Below are 22,376 nucleotides of genomic sequence, written 5' to 3' on the forward strand. Positions count from 1 at the left end.
ACTGGCCCGGTTCCGCGCGGGTGCCGCAGTCGGCGCAGTTCTGGGGGGTTGTCATGTCTCCCGGGTCCTTTCGGCGGGGGCACCGGCGGTCACCTGGACCGTGTACGGCATATGAGCGGGGCGGGCGGCGGAGACGAGGGTCTCCAGGCGGTAGTGGTCCGCGGGGGTCGGGGCGGGAAGCCGTAGGTGGACGTGCAGACGGGGGCGGGGCGCGCCGGGGAACGGGCCGAGCGGCCGGGCGCTCCACGCGGCGCCACCGCTCTCGGTGATCTCTGGCTCCACGCCGAACGCGAGCCGGACCGCCTCGGACAGCCCGCGGCGGGTGCCGCGGATGCGGTGCAGATACGCGGCGGCGGCCACGGCCGCCCGCAGCCGTGCCTCGGGTTCGTCGCCCGAGGTCTCCGCGCCGACCCAGTTCCCCAGCCACTGGGTGAAGTCGAGCGGGGTGAGGGAGGGGCGGAAGTAGGTGTCGAGACAGTCCAGCACGCCCAGGATCGGGGCGATCACGTCATCGAGCCCGGCGACGAAACGCTGGGCCAGGTCGTCGTCGGCGAAGACGGCCGGCAGCATCGTGCCGATCGGAGTGGAGGATCCGAGGCCGTCGATCGAGCCCCTCATACGCCGGCCCCCATCCGAAGCCCCGTCACGAACCGTCTCCGATCACCCGGACGCGGTGGTCGAACGAGAACACCAGTGACGGCGCGGACAGATCGATCCGGTTCGTCGGCTCGCCGCGTTTGCCGGTGAGCGGGTCCGCGGGATGCAGGACCACCTCGTCGACCAGCTCCACCCCCGGCACGCGTTGCAGCACCGCGAACACCTCACCGGCCTGGACGGGTCGCCCGAAGGGCCAGCCGGTGCCGTCCGTGCCGCCGGTCAGCGGATCGAGGTGCCGGTAGAGAGCGTCGTGCGCCTCCCGGCGCACCCGGTCCGTGTCGACACCCCGGAAGGCATGCACCGTGGCCACCACGGTGACGCCCTGGTAGTACGGCGGGCCCACCGCCAACCGGGTCCCGATCAGACGCCGTTCGTCCAGGTGCCGGGTGATGCGGTCCAGCAGCGCGTCACCGGGCACGAGTTGTTCGAAGCGCAGCCGGCCGCCGGGGTCCGGCACGGCCTGCGGCACGACCAGCAGCCGTACCGCGTAGGCCCCGTACTCGTTCTCCTCGCCCTCCAGGCAGGTGATGCGCGCGGTCTCCGGGGCGGCGCGGCGGGCCAGCTCCTCGTAGTCGCGCAGCGTCACGGCACGCTCCTGGGCGCGCAGGGTGATCGGGGCCCGGACCTTCGCCTCCTGAACCGTCTCGCCGTCCACACCGCCGCGCGCGGCCTCGCGGTTGACGACCTCGGAGATGTACGGGATGGAGGTGCGCAGGACCTGTACGGCACCGCGCGCCACATTGCCCGCGCGCCCGCCCCCCGTGCGGTAGCGGCGGGCCCGGACGGGTGCTCCCTTGGGGGCGACCATCCCGTACTGCCGCAGGGACCCGTCGGGTTCGCGCACGGCCGGGCCGAAGGCGATCTCGCCGGTCGTGGCGTCGAGGGTGATGTGCCGGTCGTACGGCCCGAGCCCGCGAAGTTCGCTACGACCCGCCAGTCCGTCCAGCCGTCGTGCTCGGCGGTCTGCAGCAGCACCGGCGGGTCGTCGCCGACCACGGGCGCGTGCAGCAGACGCAGCCGCTGGCCCGGCAGCCCGGTGGACTCGCCGAGCGCCTCGTCGTAGACCGTCTCGGCGTGCACGGCCCCGGTGGTGCCGCCGATCGTGAACGCCTCGGCGGCGCGCACGGTGGGCGAGGTGGTGTAGAAGGGCTGGTTCGGCCTGGGGTCGGTGACGCGGCAGCGCAGCCAGCCGGCCTCCTGGCCGGCGTTGCGGGACAGCACATGCCCGGCGGGGATGTGCAGGACCACCTCGCCGGGCCGGTTCAGGCCGCCCGTGCCGTCCCGGTCGACCTCACACGGCTGCCAGCCGTCCGCGGTCCACGCCTCCCACACCAGCGGCGGCTGGCGCGGGTCCACGCCGACGCCGTCCACCCGGCTGTCCAGGTCCAGGGCGACCGCGCAGTGCGGGACCGCGGCGGTCAGGCCGAACAGCACGGCGTCACCGGGCTCGGGCGACTCGGCGAAACACAGCAGGTCCTTGTCCTCCTCGGCGAGGTCGGAGGTCCGGTCGGCCATCGGCTCACCCCGGTGCTGCACCAGCAGATGACGCAACGCGCAGGGCACCACCGTCAGTTCGCGCTCGGTCCCGAAGACCACCGCCTCCTCGCTCTCGGTGCGCAGCGTGGCGACCTCCGTGCCCACCGGCACCCACACCGCTTCCTCCTGCGGAGCCGACAGCCAGAACGTCACCTCGGTGCGGGCCGCGGACGGCGGGAACAGGGTGATCCCGACGAGGTCCAGGAACGCCAGGTGGTTCTTCTCCGGCACCCGGTTGAGCCGGTAGACGATCTGGTCGGCCATGTGCGCGACCGTCTCGACGAGGGTGACGCCGGGGTCGGAGACGTTGTGGTCCGTCCACTCCGGGGCGCGCTGCTGGATGTAGCGCTTGGCGTCGTCGACGAACTGCTGGAAGCGGCGGTCGTCGAGGTTGGGGGAGGGCAGTGCCATCAGCGGTCGCTTTCGGGGGCGTCGGGCTCGTCGTGGGACGGAATGACGTAGAAGGGGAAGACCAGGCTGCGCGGGTTGTTGGTGCCGCGGATCGAGTACCGGACGTCGATGTAGAGGACGCTCTGGTCGGTGCCGGCGCTGACCTCGACGTCGTCGACCTCGATGCGCGGCTCCCAGCGGTCCAGGCTGGCGTACACCTCGTGCTGGATACGGCCCGCGGTCTGCTCGTTGACCGGCGCGAACACCAGGTCGTGGATCGCGCAGCCGAAGTCCGGCCGCATCGGCCGCTCGCCCGGCGCGGTCGACAGGACCAGCCGGATCGCCTCCTCGATCTCCCGCTCGCCGCTGACCAGGGCGATCCCGCCGGTCGGCCCGATGCGCAGCGGGAACGACCAGCCGGAGCCGACGAACTGCTCGGCCATCAGAACCACACCCTGTCTTCTCTGGAAACGGTCACGGGATCGGCATCGGTACGGGAATGGTCTTGACGCCGAACACCGGCGACCCGATGAGGGTCGTCGGAGCCTTGATCGTCGTGTTGATGAGCGAGTTGATCTGCACGGTGCCGACGCCGGTGAGGTTCGCGACGCCCTTCGCGTCCAGGTTCAGGGCGCCCAGCGCGTTCACGCTGATCGCTCCGGCGGCCCGCATGTTGACCACCCCGCCGCCCTGGATGGTCAGCGGCCCGCCGCTCTTGAGCGTCAGGCTGCGCCGGGCGCTGAGCAGGAGATCCGTGCCGGCCTCCACCGACACCGACCGGCTGCCCTTGATGGTGACCGAACCCTTGCTGTCCACGACGATCTCGGTCTTCGTCCGGTCCAGGTTGATGACCAGCTGCTTGTCGCCGGAGGCCAGCCGGACGCCCTGTTTGCGCAGGCCGGTCTTCTGGCTGAGCAGGTCCATCCGGTTGCCGTCCCGGTCCGAGACGGTGTGCCGGCTCGCCTTCTTGCGCACGGTGTCGTGCAGCGGCACGTCGTTCACGGGCGTCGGCTTGTCCTTGCCGTTGTAGAGCCCGCCGATGACGAAGGGATGGTCGAGGGCGCCCCGGTCGAACGCGACGAGCACCTCGTCGTTGACGTCCATGGGGAAGATGCCACCGCCGCCGAGGCCGCCCCACTGCACGGTCCGCGTCCAGTCGCTGACATAGCTGTCGTCCAGCCAGGGGAACCGCAACCGCACCCGCCCCTGCTTGAGCGGGTCGTTCACATCGGTCACCAGGGCGTTGGCCACGCTCGGCAGCCGCGGCGCGCTCTCGGCGCCGCCGGAGGCGAGCCCGTACAGCGACCGCCACTGCCGCCCGCTGACCGTCACCCACGCCTCGTAGTGCCTGCCGTCGCCGAAGACATGCCGTACGGACGTCGCCGTGTACTTGCCCTCGAAGGGCTCCCCGACGTCCGACAGCGTCACCGGAACTCCCGGGCGCAGCTTGGGATTTCCGCGCGCCACGACCTCCATCTCGGCGAACGAGGAGGTGAGGTCGTCGGCGAGGGCGTCGGCGGCGAACTTCACCTCGTTCTGCCGGTCGTACGGCGTGCTCGTCTCGACCAGCGTGGCCGGCTTGAACTTGCCCGCCGCCGCGCCGGGTGTCGTGCCGATGCCGATACCCGGGTTGTCGGTGGCGGGCGCGGTCGCCGTCAGCTTCTTCTTCGTCGTGACGTCCCAGCCCCGCGACTCGACCTTGCCGACCTGGTCGGCGGCGGTGACGGCGGACCGCAGCCGCAGGATGTCGTGCCCGGCCTGGAGCACGAACGGGCTCCGGTCGCCGTCGGTCCGCGGCGAGGGCGCCCCGGACGACGGCTTCGGCTTCACGAACTGGAACGTGCCGTCCGCGTCGACGGACATCACCATCTCGTTCTCGTCGGCGAGCCGGGCGAGGAAGTCCCAGTCGGTGACGTTCGACTGACTGATGAACTCGTACACCGTCTTCGTCGACTGCACCCGCCCCACCGGCACCCCGCCCTGCGCGGCGAGCTTGCGGGCGATGTCCGACGCGCTCTGGTTGCGGTAGGCGGCCACGCGGCGGCGGCGCAGCAGACGGTGCCCGAGGTCGTAGCCGCGGATCACGGTGAACGTGCCCGTACCGTCGTAGTCGGCCTCCAGGCCGGTGACCTCGCCGGTCAGCAGCGGGTCGGCGGCACCCTGGCCGTCGGACACCGGCGTGATGACCACCGGCGTGCCGAAGGTGACCTTCAGGTCGCGCAGGAGGACCCGGTACGGGTCCCGGAACGTCAGCCGGAACGCGGCCGGCACCCCGGCGCCCTGGTCGACGTGGCTTTCGACCAGCGCCCGGGCGAAGTCGGGCGGCAGCTTGGCGCCCCCGAGCTTCACCTCGACGACGTTGGAGAACGCGGACTGCACCATTACGGACGTACCTCCTCGGCGGCGGGCAGCACCAGTTCCGCGCCGGCCGGCAGCCGGGACGGGTCGTCGATGCCGTTGGCCTCGGCGATCGAGCGCCAGGCGGCGGCGTTGCCGTACTCCCGCCAGGCCAGCGACTGCAGGGAGTCGCCCGCCACGACCCGGTGCACGCGCTGCGCGGTGAGCGCGCCCGACGTCGGGTTCTGCCGCTTGGTCTTGCTCGGGATCTCGTGCAGCTGGAGCCGGCAGGTGGCGCGGATGGGCACGCCCGTCGTGCCGAAGAGGGAGTACGTCGCCTCCACCGAGCTCACGTACGCCGTGAACCGGGCCGTGGAGAACGACCCCCACTGGAACACCACCCAGGGCGGCGACGGCTGCTTCGCGGCGATGCTGGCGTTGGTCACCTCGCAGCAGGCGAGCAGCGACTCCACCTTCTTCAGCACGGTGTTGCCGGTCGGCTTGGCGGAGGAGTCGAGGAAGATCTCCACGCCCATCTCCCGTGCCTCGGCGCCCATGAACTCCGGGAGGGAGCCGTCCCGTTCGATCTGCGCGGGCGTCGACTTCCACTGGGCGCGGCGCGTCAGGGACAGCTGCGCCGGATTGAAGTCGAAACCGAAGGTCTTGATGATGCCGCCGGGCGTGGTGCTCTTGCCGACGGGGGGCTCGTGGATCGCGAGCGTCGCCCTGACGAGGCTCTTTCCGGCGCCCGTACTGCTGGCCCTTGCCATGTCGTGATGCCCCTTCAGTCCGTGAACCCGTGGTGGGCGATCTCCAGGACCTCGGTCGCCACGGCCGGGTTGGCGGGGTCCAGGCTGGGACCGGTCCAGCTCACCGGCAGCACCTCGATCAGCCCCCAGCGGGCCACCTCCGAACCGTCCGCGCGCAGCGCCGCGATCTGGGCGGTGGGCCGCTTGATCCCCGTCTGCACGGACGAGATCCACTTGGCCACCTTCGTGGTGTCCGGGGTGAGCGGGCGGGTCAGCCGGATGGTGGAGAAGGTGACACGGGTGGGCAGTTGCCAGACGAACCCGTTGTTGCCGCCCTCTTGGCGCTGCTCGACCTCCACCTGGGACGACAGCCCTTCGCATCCGTTGAAGTAGCCGAGGCTCTCACCGTCGATGCTGAGGGTGAACCAGATGGTGGAGCCCGGGTCCTGGCGGGACATCGAGGGCCTTTCTGTGTCAGTGGCGGGGGTCGCGGAGTCTGCCGATCCGCTCGCGGTCCATGCGGAGTTCCGTGCGGATCAGCCGGGTGATGCGGCCGATGAGGCGGTGGACCAGTTCGTCGAGCTGGAAGTCGGTGAGGTCCCGGGGGTCGAAGCCGCCGTTCGGGATCTCCGTGTAGGGGGGTGGGGCGGATTCGGAGTACGGGGGCGGAGGGCTTTGGGGCGGTGAGGGGGGTGTGTACGGGGGTGGCGCGGTGGTTTGGGTGGTGAGGGGGTGAGGGGGGTGAGGGGGGTGAGGGTGTGGGCGATGGTGGCGGCCGCGGCGGATGCGAGGGCACCGGTGGTGTTCTTGGGGGCGTTCTTGGTGGTGGTCTTCGGCTTCTTCCAGAAGCGTTGGACTACGGGGAGGGGGGTGGTGGCGGATGGGGTGGTGGGGGCGTTGGCGGCCGGGGGTGTCGGGGCTGTGCTCGCCGGGGCGCCGAGTGGAGTGAGGGAGCGGCGGGGCGTGGTGGGAGGGGCGGGGAGGGGTGGGGCCGGCTGGGGGGTGATCGGTGCGCCGAGGCCGAGGTGGGGGGTGTGGCGCGTGGCGCCGGGTGCCGTGGTGGGAGGTGATGCCGCTCGCTGAACGGTGTGTAGGGACGGTGGGGCGACGGTTTCCTTGACTGCGGGTGCTGCGGGTGCTGCGGGCGGGGTGGTGTGGGGCGGCTGTGGTTCGGGGCCCCTGAGGGACGGCGTGTCGCCGGTGGGCGCCGGGGCAGGCCTGTCGGCGGACGGCCGGGAGTTGGTCCGGCTGTTGTGGGCGGGTGCTGGTACGGCCTGCTGGCGTTGGACCGTCGGGGCGGGGCTGGTGCTGGTGCGGGCACGTGTGGGGTGCGGTGGAGCGGGGGTGCCTGGCGTCGATGTGGTTGCGGTGCGGTGGGGCGTGGTGTCGCCGGAGGGTGTTGTCGGGCTGCCGTCTGGCTGTGTGCGTGGGGGTAGGGCGGGCGTGCCCGTCGGCGGTGTGGCGGTGATGGGTGTTGTGGCGCCGTTGTCGCCCCGGGGGCGTGGCGGCCGGACTGGGGCGGTCTGCCGGCGTTGGACCGTGGGGGCCGGGCTGGTGCGGGTAAGCGGGTGGGGCGGTGGGGCAGGTTCGGCTGTCGGCGGTGTGGGGCGGCTGCTGGGTGTGGCGGGGTGGGGGACGGTCTCGCCGGTGGGTGTGGTGGTGCTGCTCCCGGGCTGCGGGCGTGGGGCGGAGGTGCCCGTCGGGTGGCTGTCGCGGCCGGGTGCCGGTGCGGTGTTGCCGGTGGGTGACGTCGTAGCGGCGTTGCCCGGCTGCGTGCGTCGTGGCGTTTGGGCGGGGGCGGTCGGGGGGTGAGCCGGGCCGGTGCTCTTGGAGGTGGGCGAGGGCTGCGGCCGGGCGGGGGTGGCCGGGCTTCGTTGGACGGACGGAGCCGGTGCGGCTGCGGCCGTGCTGCGCGGGGACTGGCCCGGCAACGACGGAGTGCCTGCGGGCCCTTGCGCCCCGGCCGGTCCTGACGGCGGGGTCACCGCACCCGGCCGGGGACGTGTGAGTGCTGCCTCGGCGGCCGGGCGGGTCGTCGTACGGCTCGTGACGGCCGGGACCGACGGGAGATCGTCGCCTGGCGCGGCGGGGTCCGGGGTGTTGCCGTGGCCCGCACCGGCAGGGCCGGTGACCGACCGCCGCACTGTGTCCGGGGCTGCGGGCGCAGGTGTCTCAACTCCCGCCCCGCTGGCGCTCGTTGAAGGCCGGTCGGGCTTCGCTGCTCGCCGCGTCGCCGGGAGCGTCCGGCGCTGTACCGGTGCCGCTCCTGCCGGTGTCCTCGTCAGGGAGTCGGGCCGGGCCGGTCGGCTGCTCGCCGGTACGGGCTTCACTTCGAGGCCGGGAACGGGGAGCGGTGCGGCGAACTCCTCCCGGACGGGCGGCGGCAGCGGGGACACCACGGGCACCGCCGGAGCAGCCGGAGTGACGGGAGCGGTCGAACGGGCGGTCGCGGCACGTGCGGCTTCCGGGGCGGGCAGCGACCCGCCGCGCGAAGGTGTGGAGCTGTTCGTACCCAGCCGCTGGACCACTGGCGCCTGCGCCCGGGCAGTCTTCACGATCCCGCCGGCCTCCGCGCTTGCGGCAGGCCCCGGCGTCATACCGGCTTCCGCCCCGCCGCCGACCCGCTCCGAGCCCCCGGGGACGTCTGAGGCCCCGACACTCCTGGAGGCCCCGGGGGTCCCTGAGGCCTGGGGAATCTCAGAGGTCGCGGCATGCTTCGAAACCCCGTAAGTCCGCGAGGTCGCGGCGTTCTTCGAGGCCCGGGGAGTCCCTGAGCCCTGGGGGCCCTTCGGGGCACCGGGATTCTTCGAAGCGCCGAGAACCTCCGGGGCACCCGGAGTCCCTGAGGCCTGGGGAACCTCCGGGGCACCCGGAGTCCCTGAGGCCTGGGGAATCCTCGGGCCCCAGGCATTCTTCGTAGCACCGGGAACCTCCGTGGCCTCGGCGACCTTCGAGGTCGACGAGGCTCGGGGAGTCTTCGAGTCCGCGGCGCCCTTCGTAGCACCGGGAACCTCCGTGGCCCCGGCATTCGTCGAGGCCCCAGGAGTCCCTGAGGTTCTGGGAGCCCGCGAGTCCCCGGCACTCTTCGGAGTTCTGGGAGTCCCCGCGGCTCCGGGAGCCTTCGCCCTCCGGGCGCCCTTCGGAACCCCAGGATTTCCCGAGCCCTCGGAAGCCATCGAACCCCCGGCGGCCTCCGAGCCCCAAGGCGCCCCCGAGCCTCCCGGAACTCCGGCAACGCCCCCAGCCTCGGCGGTACCGACACCGGTACTGCCACCAGAACCGGCAATACCACGGGTGACGGCACCGGCACCGGGACTGGGAATGCCACCAGCACCAGCCTTGCCACCGGCCCCGGTACTTCCACCCGGCCCGGCTACGCCACCGGCACCAGCACCAGCACGGGCCCCGCCGACCCCCGCCCCCCTCGCCGGAATCTCCCGCAACGGCACGGCCGGTGCCCGCTGTACCACCGGCTCCGGGCCGGTCAACGGCAGAGTTCCCGTGGGGCGTTCGAGGCCGAACACCGGGCGGCCCGTCATCGGTTGGTGGGAGAGATCGCCCAGCAGGGTGTGCGACTGGCCGTTGAGGACCGCGGGCGACGCCGTGCCCGCGAACGACGGGTTCTGCCACGTCGGCAGGCGCCCGCCGAACCCCGCGTCCGCGACCCCGGCCTCCTGCCCGGAAGCCAGGGTCCGCTGGATCGACGGCAGCCTCGACCAGGCGGCGCTCACCACAGGCCCGGCACCCTCAGGCCCGGCACCCCCGGCACCCGCCTCGGTGTCCGCACTCGTACTCGCGGAACCACCGCTCGCCGGCACCGGCACCGGCACCGGCACCGGCACCGGCACCGGCACCGCCTCAGTGGCAGCGGCAGCCGCAGCGACTCCACCGTCCCGCCGTCCCCGCAACCGGTCCAGGAACCCCATACCTCAGTCCTCCGCCCCGGCCCGCGTGACCAGGGACGCGATCTCGGCCGTGTAGCGGCGGCGGTCGCGGTGTTCCAGGTCCAGGATCTCGTCCATGCTCCAGTGGAAGTGGTAGGCGACGTACGCGATCTCCTCGTGCAGCCGGTCGGTCGCGTACGTCACGATTCCCCCAGGCGGCTCCCGCCGAGTTCCACCTCGAAGGGCTCCGCGCAGTGCGGGCACTCCACGGCCGCGCGGGTGTGGCCCTCCGCGTTGATCTGGCGGTAGAAGTCCTGGAGGAAGGCGAGGTCCGAGGCGAACATGTTCTCCACGGTCCCGTCGTGCACATTCGGCAGCGTGCCGAGCCGGGTGATGACCCGGCCCAGCAGCACCACCGACAGGAAGGCCGGGTTCTCCTGCACCCGTACGTCCCGCAGCGGCACGAGTTCGTCCCGCGCCGTCGACAGGCGCATCACGCCGTCGCGGTGGACGGTGCCCGCCTCGTCGACGTACCCGCGCGGCAGCTGGAAGGGGAACTCGGTGCGCAGTTCGTGCTGTTGCAGCACAGGGGCCGGGCCGGGTACCGCCTCCGCCCCCGATTCCGTGGCGGGGGCCGGCGCCGCCACCTCGGCGCCGCCGGCCCTGGCAGCCGTACGCCGCATTACTCGATGTCCAGTTCTTCGAACACGATGGTGACGGTCTCGGTGAGCGCCGACGCCTCGCCCGCCTTCACGGTGCTCGTGTCGATCTTGCTGCACCACGCGTTGCGCATGTTGTAGCGCTTCACCGGGTTGCTCTGGTAGTCCATCATGATGATGGACGCGTTCTTGCGGGCCGTGCTCATCTGGCCGGTGATCGACTGGTTGATCCACTCGGTGAACGCGGCCGACTGCGTCATACCGCGGACGACCGTGCAGGTCCCGTTCTTCTTCACGCCCGGCAGGTTCACGACCTTGTTCTGGCCGTTCTGGGTGTTCTGCTGGTACGTGATGACGTCCTGCTCCATGGACAGGCCGCTGACCTCGGCGAGGTACTCGACCATGACGCCGTCGATCTGCAGCCCGAAATTGTGTGAGGTGAGGGAGTCACCCGGCGAAAGGCTCATGTGCTGTTCGCAGTCCTTCTAGGGGGTCTTGGTGGATGGCGGGTGTGCGGCCGGGTTACTCCTCCAGCTCCCCGCCGCCGCTGGAGAACTGGGCCAGCCTGAAGATCACGAACTCGGCGGGCTTCACCGGGGCGATGCCGATCTCGCAGACGACCCTGCCGACGTCGACCGACTCCGGCGGGTTCGTCTCGTCGTCGCACTTGACGTAGTACGCCTCCTCGGGGCGCTGGCCGAACAGGGCGCCGTCGCGCCACTCGTTGACCAGGAACGCCGAGATGTTGCGCCGGATCCGGGCCCACAGGTTGTGGTCGTTCGGCTCGAACACCACCCACTGGGTGCCGATCAGGATCGACTCCTCCAGGTAGTTGAAGTACCGGCGGATGTTGAGGTAGCGCCAGGCCGGGTCGGAGGAGAGGGTGCGGGCGCCCCAGACGCGGATGCCGCGGCCGGGGAAGGCGCGGATGCAGTTGACGCCGATCGGGTTGAGCAGGTCCTGCTCGCCGCGGGTGATCTGGAGTTCGAGGTCGACGGCGCCGCGGACGACCTCGTTGGCAGGGGCCTTGTGGACGCCGCGCTCGGAGTCGTTGCGGGCCCAGATGCCGGCGACGTGGCCGCTCGGCGGCACCAGCCGGGAGTGGCCGGTGGCCGGGTCGAAGGTCTTGATCCAGGGGTAGTACAGGGCCGCGTACTTGGAGTCGTAGTTGGCGGTCTCCTGGCGCCAGACCCGGATCTGGCGGGCATTCATGCCCGGCGGCGGGTCGATCACGGCGACCCGGTCGCCCATCAGCTCGCAGTGCGCGATCAGCCCGAGCTGGACCGCCTTGACGGCCTCCAGGTCGATCGCGCCGCGCTGGTAGGCGGCCATCAGGTCGGGGACGGCCACCATGGAGACCTCGTCCACGGCCTCCAGACCGCCGAAGCCGGTACGGTCGGCGGAGTCGCCGAGGTACTGGGCCGGGCCCGGGTGCGAGGCGTCCGCGTTACCGGCGGAGGCGGCGGCGGGCGCGGGCGCCGGGGCCGCGAGGGCCACCGTCTGGTTGTCCGGGCGGGCCAGCTGCGCGGCCGGCGCGGCCTCGGTGACGGTGATGAGCTTGGAGCGCTCCTTGACCTGCGTGACGACGTAGTTGCGGCCGCCCTTCTTGGCGGTCACGTCGAACGTCTCGACCGGCCTGTCACCGTCCTTGACGATGAGCTTGAAGCGTTCGGCGGGGCCCTCGCCCTCGGGGTCCGCGACCTCGACGCTCAGATCGCCCTGCGCCACGGCGGTGACGGCGAAGGTGCCGAGCTGCTTCGGCTCGCCCGCGGGCAGTGCGGCCGGGGCGTTGCCGGAACGGCCGGTGACGGCGGCGGGGCCCTGGCCGGCCTCGGCGGGAGCGCTCTCGGAGGAGCCACCCACGCGGACGACGTACGCGGCGGAACCGCCGTTGTTGAAGAAGCCGTAGACGGAGTGCGCGAGGTAGTACCCGTCGGTGAACTCACCGAAGGCCGCCACGTACTGCGTCCAGTTGGTGACCAGTGTCGGCTCGTTCAGCGGTCCGGTCGGCGCGAGTCCGACGAAGGCCGCCACCGACGTCCCCACCCCCTCGATCGGGCGCGAGCCGCTGGCCACCTCCTCGACGTAGACGCCGGGCGACAGGTAGGACGGCATGCTCTGCTCTCCTCGGGGTACGAGACACGAACAGCCCTCACCCTCGCGCGCGCCGGACCGGCGCGGGAACGGCCTCCGGTGCCGAAGCGGGGGCAATCCGGTTGCCCGCAAGGGCAGGTCCGACGGTGCCCCGACCCTCGTCACGCGGGCCCTGCCCTCATCTCTGCCCCCATGGCCCTCCCCTTGCACGCCCACGGCGGGTGGGACTGACGGGTCAGCCGTCCGGTGACGAGTCGAATGCCGAGGAGAACGCCGAGCACGCACACGGAACAGGGGGCAGGCGGGCCGCCGACCGGGACGACCGCGGCGCGAACGCGCCCGGCGTGCCGGTGCACCCGATGCCGGCCCTCCAGCGCATGGCCGGTAACGCGGCCGTGGCCCGGACCGTGGCGGAGGAGCGGCACGAGCACGACGCGCACTGCGGGCACACGCCCTCCGTGCAGCGCCGCGCCCTGGTGCACGACGTGCTGAACACCCCGGGGCAGCGCATGGACTCCGGGCTGCAGACCGAGATGGAGGCCCGTTTCGGCGGCGCCGACTTCAGCGGCGTACGCGTGCACAAGGGGCCACTTGCCCAGGAGTCGGCGGCGGAGACGGGCGCGAAGGCGTACACCTCCGGGGCTCACATCGTCGAGGGCGCGCCGCTGACCAAGGAGGACTGGGCGCACGAACTCACCCACTTCCAGGACCAGATGGCCGGCCTTGTCCCCGGCACGGACAACGGCGCCGGCGTCAAGATGTCCGACGTCGGCGACTCGGGCGAGCGGCACGCGGTGGACAACGCCCGGCGGGTGATGAGCGGGCCGGTCCCGGCCGTTCAGCCGACCCCGGCCCAGGACACGGCGGGGCCAGTCGCGAGTACACCGGCCCCGGGGGCGGTCCAGCGGACCGTGTGACGTTCGACCAGGGCGCCAGCGTTCAGGACGAACGCGAACGACCTCACTACCGGTGGCGGAGCGAGGGCGGCTCCGGCGCGCTCAGGACCTCCGCCGAGCTGGGCCTCGACCCCGGGCGGAAGCCCCATCCGGGTGACACGTACGACGACGAGAGCGAGCAGCTCCACAGCAGCGAGAACGTCGCGTTCTCCACCAAGGGCCGGATCGCCGACAAGGACCTCGTCCGGCGCAGGACACAGACCAGCCGCGCGGTGGCCGAGGCCAAACACCGCATCGCCTCGGCGCCGAAGATGCTCAAAGACGCGCACGGCGCGCCCGCGGGCCCGCTGCTGGCGGGTCTGCAGTCGGGCTTCCCCGTGTTCCGGACCGCCCCTCCCGGGGCGCTCGCGCCGTTCCTGCCCCGGATCGCCGAGATCGTCCAGCAGCGGTGTGCCGGGCGTGCGGGCAACGCCACCGCCTGGGTCGACTGGAACCTGTCGGAGAACGTGGCGGGTCTGTTCAGTCTCGGCCACGACAAGATGAGTGAGGAACTGCCGCCCCTGATGGAGCGCTCCGGGCCGATCCACCTGCTGGAGCGGGGCCAGGACGCGTGGTACATCGTCCACGAGGCCACGCACCGGTTCGCCGGCACACTCGACTTCCAGTACAGCCCGTACTTCGATGAGATGGCCGAGGACAACTCCCAGGCCGCTGCCGGCCCGGAGACGGTGGAGGCGATGGAGCCCTCGGTCCTCGCCCGGCGCGAGGTGCGTGATCCGAAGGAGTTCATCGGCAAGGACGAACAGACCTTCCTGCCCAAGCAGGCCAACTGGTACGCCCTGGGCCGGCGCGCCCTCATGAACGCCGACTCCTACGCCCAGTTCATCCTGACGGCAACCGGAGCGCCCATGCCCCGGACCTGACGGCCCGCACCCTGGCCCGTTCGGCCCTCCCATCGTGCCCTTTTGCTTCCTGACGGGCCGTGGACACCCCGGCTAGCGTCGCGACGTGAGCCTGTGGACATCCCTGGAACCCGCCTCCGCGACCGTCGACCCGGGCAGCAGCACGCGCGTGCGCCTGCGCCTGCGCAACACCGGTGACGTCGTCGACGAGTACCGCTTCGAACCGGTCGGCCCCGTCGCCCCCTGGACGACGGTCGAGCCGGCGTCCCTGCGCCTCTACCCCGGCACGACCGGCACGGTGGAGCTGACGTTCGCGCCGCCGCGTACGCCGGACGCCACGGCGGGCCCGAACCCCTACGCGGTGCGGATCACGCCGACCGAGCATCCCGAGGCGACGACCGTCCCCGAGGGGAACCTGACCATCACGCCGTTCACCGAGGTGCGGGCGGAGCTGGTGCCGCCCACGGTCAAGGGGCGGTTCCGGGGGCGGCCCCGGCTCGCCGTCGACAACGTGGGCAACACCAAGCTGACCGCGTCCCTCAGCGGCAGCGACAACGGCGACGAACTGTCGTACGACATCCACCCGGCCAATGTGCAGATCGAGCCGGGCCGGGCGGCGTTCGTCAAGACCACACTGAAGCCCAAGAACATCATCTGGTTCGGGTCGAAGGAGCAGCGGCCCTACACCCTCGCCGTGCAGCGGTCCGGCGCCACGGCGATGCCCGTGGAGGGGACGTTCGTCCAGCGCGGGTTCCTGCCCGGCTGGCTGGCGACCCTCTTCGGAATCCTGTTCGCCCTCGCGTTCACCTTCCTCATGCTGTGGCTCGCCTACAAGCCCTCGGTCAACACCAAGGCCGACGCGTCGCCCGTCGGCGCCGGCAGCACCCTCGAGCCCTCCCCGACACCCACCCCGTCCCTGACCTCGGCGCCGCCGCCCCCGTCACCCACCCCGCAGCAGCCGGAGGGCGGCGACGGCCAGGGCGGCGGAGGAGGCGGAGGCGCGCCCAAGCAGACCAAGAAGCCTCCCAAGCCCGTGGTGCCGGCGGAGAACATCCTGCTGCGCAACACCACCACCAAGATGTGCGTCGGCCTTCCGGGCACCGGTAAGGACGACGGCCGCCCGCATCAGTACACGTGCAACGAGTCCCCGCAGGGCACCCAGCGGTGGAACCTCGAGGAGACGGAACCGGACAAGGGGCCGGGCGGCCACGCGCTCTTCCTGATCCGCAACGTCAAGGAGCAGCTCTGCGTGGACCTGCCCTACTACGGGGCGGCTGCCGTGCGGTCCCCGATCACCAAGTACACCTGTGACGGCACGACCCGCGACAACCAGCTGTGGTGGATCGACAAGCAGCCGAGCGGCGCCTACTGGATCCGCAACTTCGCCAGCAACAACAAGTGCCTGGACGTGGCCGGTTACAGCACCGGCGTCGACGGCACCAACCTGACCCTCTTCGACTGCTCCAACACCGACGACCAGGAATGGGAAATCGTCAAGCCGTCGGAGGACTGAGCGCGAGGCCGCTACCAGGAGCCTTCCCCCGGCACCAGGCGGCCGGCCTTGCGGTACTCACGGCGGGCGCCCTCCAGGAGGTCGTCCGCCGTGACCTCGCCCCCGCGCCCGGCGGCCAGGTACGCGGCGGTCACCACCGCGCTGCGGATGGAGCCGCCCGCCAGTTCGAAGCCGCTCGCCACCGCGTCCAGTTCGATGCCGCCCCCGCCGGGTACGTGCGAGAGGCTGTGCCGCCACAACGCGACGCGCTGCCCGGCGTCCGGGAACGGGAAGTCGACGATCAGGTCCAGGCGCCGGGTGAACGCCTCGTCGATGTTGGCGCGCAGGTTGGTGGTGAGGAGCGCGATGCCGTCGAAGGACTCCAGCCGCTGGAGCAGATAGGCGCTCTCCAGGTTGGCGTACCGGTCGTGCGCGTCCTTCACCTCGGACCGCTTGCCGAAGACGGCGTCGGCCTCGTCGAAGAGGAGCACCGCGTCCGTGCGGTCGGCCTCGGTGAAGATGCGTTCCAGGTTCTTCTCGGTCTCGCCGACGTACTTGTCGACGACGGACGACAGCTGGACGACGTAGAGATCGAGTCCGAGGTCGGCCGCGACCACCTCCGCCGAGAGTGTCTTGCCGGTGCCGGACTCCCCCGCGAACAGGCCGAGGACGCCCCGGCCCCGGCCGCCGCCCGCGCTGAGCCGCCAGTCGCCGAGGACCCGGTCGCGGTGGCGGGCGCGCAGGGCGAGTTCCCGCAGCTGGGTCAGGGGCCCGTCGGGCAGGACGAGGTCCCGCCAGTCCACGTCGGGCCGGATCCGGCGGGCATGCTGCTCCAGGCCTGAGGCGGACTGCTGCCGGGCGGCGAGGCGCAGATGGGCGGGGGAGAGCGGCGTTCCGTCGAACTCGGCGAGGCTCCGGGCCGCGCGGGCGGCACGCGTGATGTGCTCCCCGGCCAGGTGGTACGGGGCGACGGTGGCGGCCAGGTCGAAGCCGGGATCCCCGCCGAGGGCGGCCGACCAGGCGTCCACCGCACCCGCGCGCCGTGCGGGCGCCTCCAGGACGAGAGGATCCTGGTCGCACCACCGGGGGTCGTACGGGCGTGGCCCGGTCACCAGCACGGGGACGTCGACGGCTGCGGCCAACTCCCGGAACAGCGCGGCCGGTTGCTCCGGCAGGCCCGTGACGACGACCGCGCGGGCACCCAGCCGGGCCTCCCGCAGCAAGTCCGGGACGCGCTCCACGGGCCCCGTGAAACGCACGGCCGCGACGCCCGCGGCACGCAGGGCGGCGACGACACAGGGCAGCCCGTCGCCCTCGCGGCGCTCGCGCAGATACACGGCGAGCGGGGGGCCGGAGACCAGTCGCTCGGCCAGCCGACGGGCGATCCGGGCGGCTTCGTCGTCCGGGCCGGTGAGGTCCGTACCCGGCTCCGGCGCGGACAGGATCTGTAGATGCCGGGCGAGTGACACGTCGGGAGTGTCGTCCCCGAGCAGGTGGGACACGACACGGTCCGGTACGCGCAACGCGCGGCTGAGGAGAGGTCGGTCGGGCTCCTCCACGCTGAGCAGGCCGAGTGCGGACAGCGGGGCCGTGGGATGCAGCCGGGCCCGTCCCCCGGGCAGGTGGACGGGGATGCCGCACAGGTCGAGGGCGAGCGCGACGGTGGCCCGCCGACGGCTGACGTCGTCGTTGAGGTAGCCGTACAGCGGCTCGAAGCCGCGGTCCAGGTCGGGTGCGAGGGCGATGAGGAGCAGCGCGGTGTCGAGCTCGGTCAGGCGGAGCCGGGCGGAGAGGCGTGCCAGACGGTCATCGGGCGGCCCGCCGGGCCCGGGCCGGCCGAGCGGCAACGGCTCGGCCGGGCGCAGCAGATGCCGTACGGCCTCCTCCGACAGGTACAGGCCACGCAGCGGATCGCCGGCCGTGGGGTCGTCGGCGGACCGGTGCTCCACCAGCAGGGCGACCCGGTCCCGCAGTTCCGCGAGGCGGGACAGGAGCGCGAGGGCAGAGGTGTCGGACGTCTGCGTGGTCATGTCGAGCGGTTCAGTCCCCGGTTCCCTCGTGCGGCCCTCCTGGCCTCCCGGGCCTCCTGGGCCGCCGCCACCTGCCGTGCGCTGTGCGCGCGTTCCTCCGCCCCCGGCGGCGTGCCGTCCACGGTACGGACCCGGACCGCCACGCCCTCGGTGACGGGCGGACCGGCGTCGTACTCGGGGTAGGCCGGGAAGGGGGCGGTGATCACCAGGTCGAGGGACGGCTTGAGTTCGCCGCCGAGGGCGGACCAGATCTCCGCGAGGGAGCGCGACTCGGTCTGGATGCCGGCCACGGACATCGGGATCGTCATGCCCAACGCGCCGAGGGAACCCGGCAGTTCGGAGGGCGCGATCAGCTCGCGCGGGATCAGCGTGGCCAGCACCGCGGACAGCAGCCGGTGTTCGTCCTGGGGCTGCTTCGTCCACGCCGTCACCAGGTACGACAGCCGGAACCAGCGCGGCGGCTGCCGGTGCCTGACGACGAGGTCCCGGTCGTCGTGGATCGGGACATGCCCCCGCTGACGGCGGGCGACGTCCTCCCGGATGTCGTACAGATAGGCGTTGATCGTGGGCGCGTTGCGGCGGGCGGCCCAGTCACGGGTCGGCGCGTCGAGGGCCACGTCGATGCCGGAACCGGCCAGTGCGCCGCCGCTGAGCAGGCCCTTGAGAACCTCGTCCACTTCGTGGATCACCGATGTGCTCCCGTTCCCGCCCTGCCGTGCTGTACGCCGCCGTATCCGATCCTGCCCTCCGACCCGCCCCGGCCCGCAGGGACGCCGGGGACGGCCGTGGGGCAGAAAGCGCTGCCCGTGGGGGCGACTTCGGATGCCCGTTCGGTCAGATGTAGCCTTCCCGCAGGGCATGGGCCACGGCGTGGGCCCGGTTACGCAGGTGCAGTCGGGTGGTCAGCCCGTGCATCACGTTCTTGACGGTGCGCTCGGAGTAGGACAGCTTGCTGGCGATCTCACCGGTGTCGAGTCCCTCGGACACCAGCCGCAGTACGTCCACCTCCCGGGGTGTCATCCCCGAGGCCGGAGCGCCGGTACGGCCGGCGGCGCCGCGATGCAGGGTGCCCACCTGGTTGATCAGCCGGCCGAGCAGATCCGCGGGCAGGTCGCCGTCGCCGCGGGCGGCCGCGAGCACGGCCTGCACCAGCCGGGTCGCGGTGGCCTCGCGGCGCCACACGATGGCACCGACCCCGCACTCGATCACGTCGAGCAGCTCCGTCTCCCGCAGCGCGGACACCACGAGCACCGCCCGCGCGCCCTCGCTGCGCACCAGCCGGCGCAGCCGGGTCAGGGCCGTGTCGTCCAGGACGTCGTCGATGAGCAGGGCCACCGTGCCGGGGCCCGACTCGGTCTCCTCCCGCAGGTCGATCTCCGGGAACCGGCGCAGCTGGCTGAGCGCTCCCTCGCGCGATATCGGGTCCGTGGCGTACACCGCCACGGGTATCCGGGACGCGGAGTCGGCCGTGCCGGGGCGTGTGGTCCGCGATGTGCTGAGCAACCGTTTCCCCTATGTCCGCGTACGCGCCACCTCGGTGGGGCCGGTGGCGGATGTGCACTCCTCACCCTTCTGGGGCGGACGGTCCGGTCGCAATCGTGGATCACCACGAGACGCACCACGAGATCGGCCCCGCGCCGACCACGAGAACGACCCCCGCGCCGACCACGAGAACGACCCCCGCGCCGACCACGAGAACGACCCCCGCGCCGATCACGAGAACGCAGGCGGCCGCACGACAGCCGTGAGGTGACGGCCCGACCGGTTCCACCGGGGCCGGAACTCGCCGCCGTGGCCCTTGTCACGGCACCGGCCCCGGGCGCAGGCCGTCCTCGACGGGGAAAGACGCCACGTCCGACCAGGGAGGCAGGAATGCCCGATCCTCAGTCCGAGCAGTTACGGCGTGCGCAGCCGGCCGAACACCGGGAGGCCGCCGCCCTGCTGGCGGCCGGCATCGCACGCGCCCGGTCCGGGACGGGCGGCCTCGTGCTGCTGCGCGGAGCCACCGGCACCGGCCGGACCAGCGTCCTGGAAGCGGCCGCCGAGGCCGCCGCCGCACAGGGCATGCGCGTGCTGCGCGCCCGCTGCTCCCCGGACTGGGCGGCCGCGCCCTTCGCCGCCGTGCTCCAACTCCTCGCACCCGTACCGGGCTCGGAGCGGACCGACCCGGCCGGCGACGAACGCCAGCAGGCCGCCCTGCTCCGGCACGCGCTGCGCTCGTACGCCGCCGAGTCCCCGCTGCTGCTCGCCGTGGACGACGTCCACCTCGCCGACGGCCCCTCCTACCGCTGGCTGGTGGAGGCCGCCCGGCACGTGGACCGATTACCTCTGCCGGTCCTGCTGGCCGTCACCGAACGCGGCCAGTACGACATCGATCCGCCGTCCCCGGGCTTCACCCACACCCTCTCTCCCGCCCTCGTCGACACCCACACCCTGTCCCCGCTCACCCCGGACTCGGCGACCGGCCTGGTGCGCGCGGAGCACCCGAACGCCCCCACGGCATGGGTCGAGAGCTGCGTCCGGGCCGGCGCGGGCAGCCCCCTGCTGCTGAGGGCCCTCCTCGACGACCTCAGCGCCTCCGGCGGGTACGCGACCGACGTCCCGCTGCCGTACCCCGCCCTTCCCGAGTCCTCCGCCGCCCTGTACCAGGGCTCCTACGTGGCCGCCGTGCGGTGGTGGCTGGACAGTGCCGGGAACGGCACGGCGGAGGTGGCCCGGGCTCTCGCCGTGCTGGAGGAGGGATGGGGGCGGGCGGAGGGGGGAGCGGGCGGGGACGCGTCACCGGCCGGTCTGCTCGGGGAGCTCGCCGGTGCCGATCCGGCCCGGGTGGCGGGCTGGCTCACCGCGATGACCGGGCTCGGCCCGCTGCGCCCCGGCCCGGACGGCCTGCCTCGCTACGCCCATCCGCTGCTGAGGGACGCCGTACTCACGGATGTCCCCGCGGCCCGGCGGCACGCGGTGCACCGGACCGCCGCCGAGGCGCTGCTGCAGCGCGGCGCCCCCACCGCGGCGGTGGCACGGCACCTGCTGCGCTCCGGCCCCGTGGGCGCCGGCTGGGCACCGGCCGTACTGCGGGACGCCGCCTCCCTCGCGCTGCGCGACGGCCGCTCCGACGACGCCGTCGCGTTCCTGCGCAGAGCCCTCAAGGAGCCGCTGCCCGACGACCACCGGCAGCGAGTGCTGACCGAGCTGGGCTCCCTGGAGTGCGCGGGCCGGGACTCCTCGGCCGGCATCCCCCGGCTCACCGAGGCGCTGGGACTCAACGGCACACCGCAGGACCGGGTACGGGCCGCCGTGGCCCTCGGCACCGCGCTGGCGGGACGCGGCCGGACCCGCGCCGCCGTGGAGGTCCTGCGCACGGTGGACGGCCAGCTCACCGGACACCCCGACCTGGGAAACGCCCTCCAGACCGCGTCCGCCCTGCTCTCCGACCAGGACCAGACGGTCCGCAGCGAGGTGTACCGCCGGCTCTCCGAGACCGCCGAGCGCTCACCGGAACTCGTGGGCCCGGCGACCCGGGCGCTGCTCGTCCGGTACGCGGCCAGCGCCGCACTGGCCTCGGCGGGCGACGCGATGCGGCAGGTGCGCACGCTGCTCGCCGAGCCGGCCCATCCGCTGACGGAACCCTTCCTGCTGGGCACGTCCGCGGCCGTCGCCCAGTGGGCCGACGAACTCGACGAGGCCGACCGCCTCGTGGACCGCGGCCTGGCCGGACAGCGCCCCGACCTGCTGCACCCCATGCACGCGGCGCTGCTCAACACGCGGGCCGACATCGCCGCGGCGCGCGGCCAGTACACGCTGCTGCCGGCTGAACCCCCCACTCACGGCCAGTGCCCCTCCAACGTGCACGCCACCACTCTGATCGCACTCGTGGAGACCGGCCGCACCGCCGAGGCCCGGCGGCTCGCGGACGGCTTCGACCTGCGCGAGGCGCCCGACAGCTGGGAGCTCAACCGCTTCCTGTACGCGCGGGGCGTGCAGCGCGCCGACGCGGGCGACACGGCCGGGGCCCTGCACGACTTCCTGGAGTGCGGCCGCCGCCAGAGCGCCCGCGACGTGATCAGCCCGGTCGTCACCCCGTGGCGCTCCGCCGCCGCAGAATGCCGCCTCGCCCTCGGCAGCCCCCAGGACGCGCTCGCACTGGCCGAGGAGGAACTGCGCCTGGCCCGGGTGTGGGGCACACCCCGCACCGTCGGCCGCGCCCTCAGGGTGCTCGGCACGGTCACCGGCGGCCGCCGGGGCCTCACCCTGGCCGAGGAGGCCGTAGCCCTCCTCGCGCACGCGTCGGCCGCCACGGAGGGAGAGCTGGTGGCCGCGCTCCTCGCACAGGGCCGGCAGCTGACCGCCGCCGGCGAACGCGCCCGCGCCCGGGAGTGTCTGCGGACCGCCGCGGAACACGCCGAACGCCTGGGCGCGGTGCGGCTGCGGACCCTGGCGGAGGAGGCCCTGCGCGAGGGCGGGGCCCGCCGCGCCGCCACCGCCCGCACCGGCTCAGGCGCCCTCACCGGAAGCGAGCTGCGCATCGCCCGGCTGGCGGCCGGAGGCAGTACGAACGCCGAGATCGCCGGCCTCCTCCACCTCGCCCGGCGCACCGTGGAGACCCATCTGACCAGCACGTACAAGAAGCTGGGCATACGGCGGAGGGGGGAGCTGGGGCAGGCACTGAGCGAGAACTGAAAAAGTGTTATCGCCGTTCCTCCACGTCGTCTCCACCGTGTGATCCCCGACATGGCGAAGTACCCCGGGCCGC

At 72.8% G+C, this 22,376-nt stretch carries 16 protein-coding genes and 1 pseudogene; 4 read left to right on the top strand and 13 right to left on the bottom strand.

Translation table 11 applies throughout. The annotated features are described in order from the left end of the window. Positions 1–51: 51 nt before the first annotated feature. From ACQEV8_RS31805 to ACQEV8_RS31850, 10 genes and pseudogenes are all read right to left on the bottom strand, one after another. Positions 52–618, bottom strand: a complete 567-nt coding sequence (locus ACQEV8_RS31805; protein WP_432967023.1) for a phage tail protein — start codon at positions 616–618, stop codon at positions 52–54. A 25-nt stretch (positions 619–643) separates the two neighbouring features. Next, positions 644–2,604, bottom strand: a pseudogene (locus ACQEV8_RS31810) (putative baseplate assembly protein). Further along, the gene (locus ACQEV8_RS31815) at positions 2,604–3,026 is read right to left on the bottom strand and encodes a GPW/gp25 family protein (RefSeq protein WP_189728055.1); all 423 of its coding nucleotides are present in this window, start codon (positions 3,024–3,026) and stop codon (positions 2,604–2,606) included. The pseudogene ACQEV8_RS31810 and the gene ACQEV8_RS31815 overlap by 1 nt, the downstream one beginning before the upstream one ends. Positions 3,027–3,057: 31 nt before the next feature. Continuing rightward, positions 3,058–4,965 (bottom strand): VgrG-related protein, encoded by a 1,908-nt coding sequence (locus ACQEV8_RS31820; protein ID WP_432967026.1) that lies wholly within the window; start codon positions 4,963–4,965, stop codon positions 3,058–3,060. Further along, positions 4,965–5,690, bottom strand: a complete 726-nt coding sequence (locus ACQEV8_RS31825; protein WP_432967028.1) for a LysM peptidoglycan-binding domain-containing protein — start codon at positions 5,688–5,690, stop codon at positions 4,965–4,967. Before ACQEV8_RS31825 ends, ACQEV8_RS31820 begins: the two co-directional genes overlap by 1 nt. Before the next feature lie 14 nt (positions 5,691–5,704). Then, positions 5,705–6,127, bottom strand: coding sequence for a phage tail protein (locus tag ACQEV8_RS31830; RefSeq protein ID WP_432967030.1), 423 nt, complete (start codon positions 6,125–6,127; stop codon positions 5,705–5,707). A 3,471-nt stretch (positions 6,128–9,598) separates the two neighbouring features. Beyond that, positions 9,599–9,757 (bottom strand): DUF6760 family protein, encoded by a 159-nt coding sequence (locus ACQEV8_RS31835; RefSeq protein WP_382496829.1) that lies wholly within the window; start codon positions 9,755–9,757, stop codon positions 9,599–9,601. Then, entirely contained in the window at positions 9,754–10,236 is a 483-nt protein-coding gene (locus ACQEV8_RS31840) for a hypothetical protein (protein WP_432967033.1), read from the bottom strand. The genes ACQEV8_RS31835 and ACQEV8_RS31840 overlap by 4 nt, the downstream gene beginning before the upstream one ends. Then, on the bottom strand, positions 10,236–10,679 hold the full coding sequence (locus tag ACQEV8_RS31845) for a phage tail protein (RefSeq protein WP_189728071.1): 444 nt from the start codon (positions 10,677–10,679) through the stop codon (positions 10,236–10,238). The genes ACQEV8_RS31840 and ACQEV8_RS31845 overlap by 1 nt, the downstream gene beginning before the upstream one ends. 55 nt (positions 10,680–10,734) lie before the next feature. After that, the gene (locus ACQEV8_RS31850; RefSeq protein WP_432967035.1) at positions 10,735–12,327 is read right to left on the bottom strand and encodes a phage tail sheath subtilisin-like domain-containing protein; all 1,593 of its coding nucleotides are present in this window, start codon (positions 12,325–12,327) and stop codon (positions 10,735–10,737) included. 200 nt (positions 12,328–12,527) lie between these two features. On the opposite strand from ACQEV8_RS31850, the gene ACQEV8_RS31855 reads away from it, so the two are divergent. From ACQEV8_RS31855 to ACQEV8_RS31865, 3 genes are all read left to right on the top strand, one after another. After that, positions 12,528–13,223 (top strand): eCIS core domain-containing protein, encoded by a 696-nt coding sequence (locus ACQEV8_RS31855; protein ID WP_432967037.1) that lies wholly within the window; start codon positions 12,528–12,530, stop codon positions 13,221–13,223. Beyond that, entirely contained in the window at positions 13,220–14,125 is a 906-nt protein-coding gene (locus ACQEV8_RS31860; protein ID WP_432967039.1) for a hypothetical protein, read from the top strand. The genes ACQEV8_RS31855 and ACQEV8_RS31860 overlap by 4 nt, the downstream gene beginning before the upstream one ends. Positions 14,126–14,210: 85 nt before the next feature. Beyond that, on the top strand, positions 14,211–15,617 hold the full coding sequence (locus ACQEV8_RS31865; protein ID WP_432967041.1) for an RICIN domain-containing protein: 1,407 nt from the start codon (positions 14,211–14,213) through the stop codon (positions 15,615–15,617). Between the two features lie 11 nt (positions 15,618–15,628). Here the strand turns inward: ACQEV8_RS31865 and ACQEV8_RS31870 are convergent, their stop codons facing one another. The 3 genes from ACQEV8_RS31870 to ACQEV8_RS31880 form a co-directional block, all read right to left on the bottom strand. Further along, positions 15,629–17,626, bottom strand: coding sequence for an ATP-binding protein (locus tag ACQEV8_RS31870; protein WP_432967043.1), 1,998 nt, complete (start codon positions 17,624–17,626; stop codon positions 15,629–15,631). Next, positions 17,623–18,315: a DUF4255 domain-containing protein gene (locus tag ACQEV8_RS31875; protein ID WP_432967045.1), complete on the bottom strand. Its 693-nt coding sequence runs from the start codon at positions 18,313–18,315 to the stop codon at positions 17,623–17,625. Before ACQEV8_RS31875 ends, ACQEV8_RS31870 begins: the two co-directional genes overlap by 4 nt. A gap of 145 nt (positions 18,316–18,460) precedes the next feature. Then, positions 18,461–19,129 carry a helix-turn-helix transcriptional regulator gene (locus ACQEV8_RS31880; protein ID WP_432967047.1) on the bottom strand — a complete coding sequence of 223 codons (669 nt, stop codon included), beginning with the start codon at positions 19,127–19,129 and terminating at the stop codon, positions 18,461–18,463. A gap of 369 nt (positions 19,130–19,498) precedes the next feature. Here ACQEV8_RS31880 and ACQEV8_RS31885 point away from each other — a divergent pair, with 369 nt between their 5' ends. Next, a complete protein-coding gene (locus ACQEV8_RS31885) occupies positions 19,499–22,303 on the top strand; it encodes an AAA family ATPase (protein WP_432967049.1) in 2,805 nt (934 codons plus the stop codon). The last annotated feature ends 73 nt before the right edge of the window (positions 22,304–22,376 follow it).

Source organism: Streptomyces sp. CA-179760, from assembly GCF_050937045.1.
Taxonomy (GTDB): Bacteria; Actinomycetota; Actinomycetes; order Streptomycetales; family Streptomycetaceae; genus Streptomyces.

Coding starts and splice junctions, on each gene's coding strand:
- ACQEV8_RS31805 (WP_432967023.1), bottom strand. CDS start 618: ATGAGGGGCTCGATCGACGGCCTCGGATCCTCCACTCCGATCGGCACG.
- ACQEV8_RS31815 (WP_189728055.1), bottom strand. CDS start 3,026: ATGGCCGAGCAGTTCGTCGGCTCCGGCTGGTCGTTCCCGCTGCGCATC.
- ACQEV8_RS31820 (WP_432967026.1), bottom strand. CDS start 4,965: ATGGTGCAGTCCGCGTTCTCCAACGTCGTCGAGGTGAAGCTCGGGGGC.
- ACQEV8_RS31825 (WP_432967028.1), bottom strand. CDS start 5,690: ATGGCAAGGGCCAGCAGTACGGGCGCCGGAAAGAGCCTCGTCAGGGCG.
- ACQEV8_RS31830 (WP_432967030.1), bottom strand. CDS start 6,127: ATGTCCCGCCAGGACCCGGGCTCCACCATCTGGTTCACCCTCAGCATC.
- ACQEV8_RS31840 (WP_432967033.1), bottom strand. CDS start 10,236: ATGCGGCGTACGGCTGCCAGGGCCGGCGGCGCCGAGGTGGCGGCGCCG.
- ACQEV8_RS31845 (WP_189728071.1), bottom strand. CDS start 10,679: ATGAGCCTTTCGCCGGGTGACTCCCTCACCTCACACAATTTCGGGCTG.
- ACQEV8_RS31850 (WP_432967035.1), bottom strand. CDS start 12,327: ATGCCGTCCTACCTGTCGCCCGGCGTCTACGTCGAGGAGGTGGCCAGC.
- ACQEV8_RS31870 (WP_432967043.1), bottom strand. CDS start 17,626: ATGACCACGCAGACGTCCGACACCTCTGCCCTCGCGCTCCTGTCCCGC.
- ACQEV8_RS31885 (WP_432967049.1), top strand. CDS start 19,499: ATGCCCGATCCTCAGTCCGAGCAGTTACGGCGTGCGCAGCCGGCCGAA.